Source organism: Chitinophagales bacterium (genome assembly GCA_040877935.1).
GTDB lineage: Bacteria > Bacteroidota > Bacteroidia > Chitinophagales > CAIOSU01 > JBBDNB01.
The window spans coordinates 1-5,754 of sequence record JBBDNB010000017.1; the positions used below are offsets into that span (position 1 = coordinate 1).

At 41.6% G+C, this 5,754-nt stretch carries 6 protein-coding genes; all 6 read right to left on the reverse strand.

The features are described from left to right. A partial coding sequence (locus tag WD048_03880; GenBank protein ID MEX0811332.1) for a Na/Pi symporter occupies positions 1 to 696 on the reverse strand: 696 nt, incomplete at its 3' end. Between the two features lie 211 nt (positions 697 to 907). Beyond that, positions 908 to 1,558, reverse strand: a complete 651-nt coding sequence (gene phoU / locus WD048_03885; GenBank protein ID MEX0811333.1) for a phosphate signaling complex protein PhoU — start codon at positions 1,556 to 1,558, stop codon at positions 908 to 910. Positions 1,559 to 1,605: 47 nt separating this feature from the next. After that, positions 1,606 to 2,364 carry a phosphate ABC transporter ATP-binding protein PstB gene (gene pstB, locus WD048_03890; protein MEX0811334.1) on the reverse strand — a complete coding sequence of 253 codons (759 nt, stop codon included), beginning with the start codon at positions 2,362 to 2,364 and terminating at the stop codon, positions 1,606 to 1,608. 86 nt (positions 2,365 to 2,450) lie between these two features. Further along, positions 2,451 to 3,281: a phosphate ABC transporter permease PstA gene (pstA, locus tag WD048_03895; protein ID MEX0811335.1), complete on the reverse strand. Its 831-nt coding sequence runs from the start codon at positions 3,279 to 3,281 to the stop codon at positions 2,451 to 2,453. A 35-nt stretch (positions 3,282 to 3,316) separates the two neighbouring features. After that, entirely contained in the window at positions 3,317 to 4,318 is a 1,002-nt protein-coding gene (pstC, locus tag WD048_03900) for a phosphate ABC transporter permease subunit PstC (protein ID MEX0811336.1), read from the reverse strand. Positions 4,319 to 4,402: 84 nt separating this feature from the next. After that, entirely contained in the window at positions 4,403 to 5,512 is a 1,110-nt protein-coding gene (gene pstS, locus WD048_03905; GenBank protein ID MEX0811337.1) for a phosphate ABC transporter substrate-binding protein PstS, read from the reverse strand. Between the last annotated feature and the right edge of the window lie 242 nt (positions 5,513 to 5,754).

The following is a 5,754-nucleotide window of genomic DNA, read 5'->3' on the forward strand; positions in this document are numbered from 1 at the left end:
CGTTCCAATATTTTCACCCAAAATCATTGCTGCAGCTATTGGAAAATCAATCCACCCCTGAAATAACATAACAAGAGTGATGGTTGTTGCTGCAGAGGAAGACTGTGTAAGAAGAGTTAAAATACCTCCAACCAATACAAAAAGTAAAATAGAAGCAAACCCAAATCCGGTATATTGATCCAGAAATACAAACATCTCCGGATTTTCATTAATGCTCGGAACTGCATTTTTGATGAACTCAAGACCAATGAAAAGAATACCGAAACCAATCATGGCTTCTGCTAAGCTTCGTAATTTTTCTTTCCCAATAAACATAAAAGGGAAAAAGATACCAATGAGCATGATGGCAATCGGCGTGATTTCCATTTTAAAACCAAATATAGAAACCATCCACGCCGTCACGGTTGTGCCAATGTTTGCCCCCATTATCACACCGGTTGATTCTATAAAAGTGATGAGTCCGGCGTTTACAAAACTTACCACCATAACGGTAGTGGTGGTAGACGACTGTGTAACTGTAGTTGCAGCAAAGCCTGTAAAAATGCCTCGAAATCTCGTGGTAGTCATCCCTTTAAGAATTGACCGAAGTTTACCACCAGCAACTTTTTGAAGCCCCTCACTAAAAATTTTCATTCCATAAAGGAATATCCCAAGTGCCCCTACAAGCTGTAAAAAGTCAAATATTGTGTAATTCATACAATAAGTTTATTGACGCTTAACTTTAAGTTAACAATTTCTTAATGATTAAGGCGCCAATATACTATTTCTTAGCTAATTACTGAATTGCTTTAAACGCATTTTCGAACCAAATTATGAAAATGGGCTTTTTCAAGTAGATAAGATTACTGACTCTGTACCAAGGTTTACCTTCCCAAGTGTTTATATCTAATGTAGATTGAGCTCAGTTTTATAAGTCGTCAGCCCGGTCTCCGGTGGCATGATAGATAATACGCTCGCAAATATTGGTTACGCGATCTCCCATTCTTTCAATATTATGCGCAACCCACAAAAGATAGTTGCACTGTGTAATCTTAGTCGGACTTTCAATCATGTAGGAAATCAGCTCTCTATAGATTTGCTGGTAGAGTTCATCAATATCATCATCTTGGCCGTGAATCATTCTTGCAGATTTGGCATCTCGATTGATATATGCTTTCATAGAATTTTCGATCATATCCACCGCAATGTCTCTCATTCTTGGAATATCAATTAGAGATTTTACATGTTTTTCATCCCCAATTGAAATAGTAAGCTTTGAAATACCGGCAGCATAATCGCCAATGCGTTCCAGCTCAGTGATAATATTCAACAGTGCAATAAGCTCGCGCAAGTCCGATGCTACCGGTTGCTGTGTAGCAATTAAATTGATACAATCTTCCTCAATCTCCCATCTAATATTATTGATATTTTTATCATTTTTCTTGATCTGTTTAGCTCTTTCAACATCTTTATCCACAAGGGAGTCTACCGATCCATTTATGGCATCCACAACCATTTCGGCCATCTCATTGAGTTTACCTTGAAGTTCTGTAAGGCTTTCCTGAATTAACGTCGTCATTTTTTTCTTTTTAAAAGTTAAGTTACTCTCCTTATTAATTAAACAAATTACCCAAACTTTCCGGTAATATAATCTTCTGTCTGTTTCTTTTTTGGACTTGTAAATATTGTCTTTGTATTGCCAATCTCAATCAGGCTTCCTTCATAAAAGAAGGCTGTTTTATCGGAAACCCGGGCGGCTTGCTGCATATTGTGGGTAATTACGATAATCGTCACTTCTTTTTTCAGTGTCTGAATCAACTCCTCAATCCTGAGTGTTGCCTGCGGATCCAACGAACTGGTTGGCTCATCCATTAATAAAATTTCGGGTTCCACAGCAAGTGCGCGTGCAATGGAAAGACGCTGCTGCTGACCGCCTGACAAGCTTACCGCTGCCGTATCCAAACGGTCTTTAACTTCCTCGAAAAGTGCCGCCTGTCTTAAAGCTTTTTCGCATACTTCTTCAAGAAGTGATTTCTTTTTGATGCCTACAAGTTTAAGGCCGGCCACAACATTATCATAAATAGACATAGTTGGGAACGGTGTGGGTTTTTGAAAAACCATTCCTATTTTTCGGCGTACCGTCACCGGGTTTACATCTTCATCATATATATTTTTCCCCTCAAACAAAACTTCGCCTTCTACTTTTGCTTCGCGGGTAAGATCATGCATCCTGTTAAGCGCCCTAAGATAGGTCGTTTTGCCACACCCTGAAGGACCTATCAGTGCCGTTACTGACCGATGCTCCGCTGTAAGCGAAATATCTTTAACCCCATAGACATCGCCATATTTTACAGTTAAATCTTTTGTCTCTAATTTAAAATTCATAATAAATTAACAACTCCTCCCTGTTAATATTGGTAAAGCAATGTCTGGTTTAATGATGCTCCTGCAAAAATCGATTTTAAATATGCTCATTTCAGTTTACTGAATTTATCTTTTGCTAAAAACCGTGCGGCAATGAATGTAGCAATTACAATTCCGAACAACACAATTGCCGCTGCCCACCCCATACTGTGCCACTGTTCATAGGGGCTAATTGCCAAGCTGTAGAGTCGTTGCGGAAGTGTATCCGTTGGACTAAATATAAACCCAAGCCAACTGTTTGGCAGATAGTTATTGCCAAATGAGGTGAATAAAAGCGGAGCAGCTTCACCGGCCGCACGCGCGAAAGCAAGCAATACACCAGTTATTAATCCTCCTTTTGCAGCCGGCATTACTGCTGAAAGCACCACTCTCCACCTTGGCAAACCCAAAGCAAGCCCCGCTTCGCGGATGGTCCACGGTATGGATTGTAGTGCACTCTCTGTGGTTCGGGCAATGATTGGCAGCATCACCACTGCAAGCGCTATACTTCCCGCAATTCCTGAAAAAGTACCCATTGGTTTCACAATCAGCACAAAAACAAACAAACCTTTCAAAATGGCGGGCATTCCGTTGAGCGTGTCGTTCATGATACGAAGAGAGGGATTTAGCATATGTTCAGGATATTCACTGAGCATCATCCCCGCGCCAATTCCAACCGGCACTGCAAAAATAAGCGCAAGAAAGTCCACCACTACAGTTCCGATAATTGTGTGTACCAAGCCGGTTGCCCTGTTTTGTATAGCCCGGGATGGAGAACCGAGCTCCTCTGTAAAGAACTCATAACTAAGGGCGCTAAACCCTTCTATAAATACATGGAAAATGATGATGATAAGCGGAAGAAGAACAACCAAGGTCGCAAAACTAAGTACCCCTATCATGAACTTGTCGTGAAATTTTCTGCGTTTTAGACTTTTCATACAACTTGTCCGCCTCCAACAGAAATTTTTCTTTTTATATAGGCCGCAGTTAAATTCACAATCAAAGCAATCAGAAAGAGCACAAATCCAATAGCCATCAAGCTTGATAGGTGAAGGCTTTCCACAGCTTCGCGAAACTCATTTACGATTACCGATGGCATGGTGGCCCCTGCCCCAAAAATAGAGAATGGTAACGTATTTTTGTTTCCAATGAGCATAGCTACGGCCATGGTTTCACCAATTGCACGGCCGAGCGATAAAATAGCCCCTGCCATAATTCCTCCGCGGGCGTAGGGTAACACTGCCATTCGTATTACCTCCCAGCGTGTGGATCCAAGCGCCCATGAAGCCTCTCTTTGATCTTTTGGAACCGCCTTGATGGCATCCTTGGCAAGAGCCGTAGTGTAGGGCAAAATCATTAGGGCCAATACAATGGTGGCTGTCGCCATTCCGTATCCCATCGGATTTCCCAAGATGGATAGATATTCGGGGTAGTTTGTTTCCGTCCAAAAATAAATTGGTTCATATACCGTATCACGCAACCAGGGGGCCAGGATAAAAATTCCCCAGATCCCAATCACTACACTTGGTATAGCGGCAATCAACCGGATCAAATTGTCTATAATTTCTGAAAGCCAACCGGCTGCATATTCTGCAGAAAATATAGCCACAGCTATTGCTGGAAAAAAAGAGATGGCCAGGGCAAGAATACTGGTGACAAGTGTTCCCAATATGAACGGCCATGCACCAAAAACCAGTTGCACGGCAGGATCCCATGTTGTGTTTGAAATGAATCCAAATAACCCGAATTCCTTGAGTGCTGCGCCCCCCTCAAGGAAGAGAACAAGCGCCATCCCGAGGGTTATTAGAATGATTGTAATTCCTAAAGCTACAACAACAGTGGTAAAAATTCTGTCGCCCAGCCAAAGGTAGATCTTTTTTACAGGTTGAACAGCTGAACCTGATTTTACGCCGTTGTCAGAATCTACATTTCCCATTAACCTGCTTTCCGTTCTTCAAAATTTTAGTTACAGCTTTGCAGATAATTTATCCTGCTTTACTTATTTCCTGAAATTTGGGGATCAGATCAGTTCTTCTTCCTGCAGAATTTCTTCACCAAGATTTTCTCCATTCCACTTCACTTGGCGGATCATCTGTATATTCTTTTCAAGTGCAGCGTCAGGAATTCTCGCAAACCCAAGGGGCTCAGACAAATCCTGTCCATCCGTAATACACCAAACCAAGAATCTGATTAGTTCTTCAGCTTCGTTACGAGTTTCAATTGCATTATTTTTATCAAGATTTTCATAAACAAGCATCCAGGCAAAACCGGCTATCGGGTATCCGTTTTCAGCAGGTGTATTTGTAAAAAGGATTCGGGTATCATCTGGAAGATCGATATCTGCCGCAGCTGTCGTTGCCTCATAACTCGGTTCAATAACATTGCCTGAACTGTTGATCACTGATGCGTATGACATATTATTCAGTATCGCGTAAGTCAGGCTATTATACCCTAAAGACCCGGGCGTATTTTGCACCGCTCCGGCTACTCCCTCGTTCCCGTTACCGCCTATCCCTACTGGCCAGTTTACACTTGTAGCAAAGCCTACTTGTTCTCTCCATTCGTCTGAAACACGCGTAAGATAGCTTGTCCAAACATTAGTTGTGCCCGATCCATCCGAACGGTGGATAACAGTAATGCTTCTGTCGGGCAGATCTGCATCAGGATTCAATTCAACAATGGCCGGATCATCCCACCTTGTTATGTTTCCAAGAAAGATATCTGCCAGCACCTGACCATTAAATATAAGTTTCTCCTCTACACTTGGAAGGTTATAAGTTGGAACAACATCAGCGAGTGTAATCGGTATGTTAAAGGCACGACCACCGGTACTGCTTTCGATATTCGACATCACATCCTCTGAGAGAAAGGCTTCACTCATTCCAAACATTACTGTCTGTTCCATAAACTGGCGGATTCCACCACCTGAACCAATCGACTGGTAATTCACGGTTACTCGTCTGTTTGTTAGATCCCTGTATTCATCTGCAAATGTAGTTACAAGCGGAGCGGGAAAGGTAGCTCCGGCTCCCAGTATATTAATACGGTTCTGCTGAGGATTTTCTCCTCCGCAAGAAAGCATTAGAAATGAAGCGGCGATGAGTGGTAAAAATACGCGTAATGTGTTCATAGATGGTAGATTGAGCGAGAATTTTCTTCAATGATCATGAGTCTGATAAACTAAACAGGCGATGTTATCAAATTATTAACAAACTGTTAACATAATGTTTCCGCCCGGACGGTAATTAGGGTTATCAGTGTTAGCACAAGCTATATGTGCTATCTAATAATTAAAAAATTGGTGATTTTAAATTTGCGCAGGATCAATTTTATAAAAAGAAAACAGCTGTTTATAGAGATTTTTGTACTCTT

Excerpts from the sequence above, each read along its gene's own strand:
- phoU (MEX0811333.1), bottom strand. The coding sequence starts at position 1,558 with ATGACGACGTTAATTCAGGAAAGCCTTACAGAACTTCAAGGTAAACTC.
- pstB (MEX0811334.1), bottom strand. The coding sequence starts at position 2,364 with ATGAATTTTAAATTAGAGACAAAAGATTTAACTGTAAAATATGGCGAT.
- pstA (MEX0811335.1), bottom strand. The coding sequence starts at position 3,281 with ATGATAGGGGTACTTAGTTTTGCGACCTTGGTTGTTCTTCTTCCGCTT.
- pstC (MEX0811336.1), bottom strand. The coding sequence starts at position 4,318 with ATGGGAAATGTAGATTCTGACAACGGCGTAAAATCAGGTTCAGCTGTT.
- pstS (MEX0811337.1), bottom strand. The coding sequence starts at position 5,512 with ATGAACACATTACGCGTATTTTTACCACTCATCGCCGCTTCATTTCTA.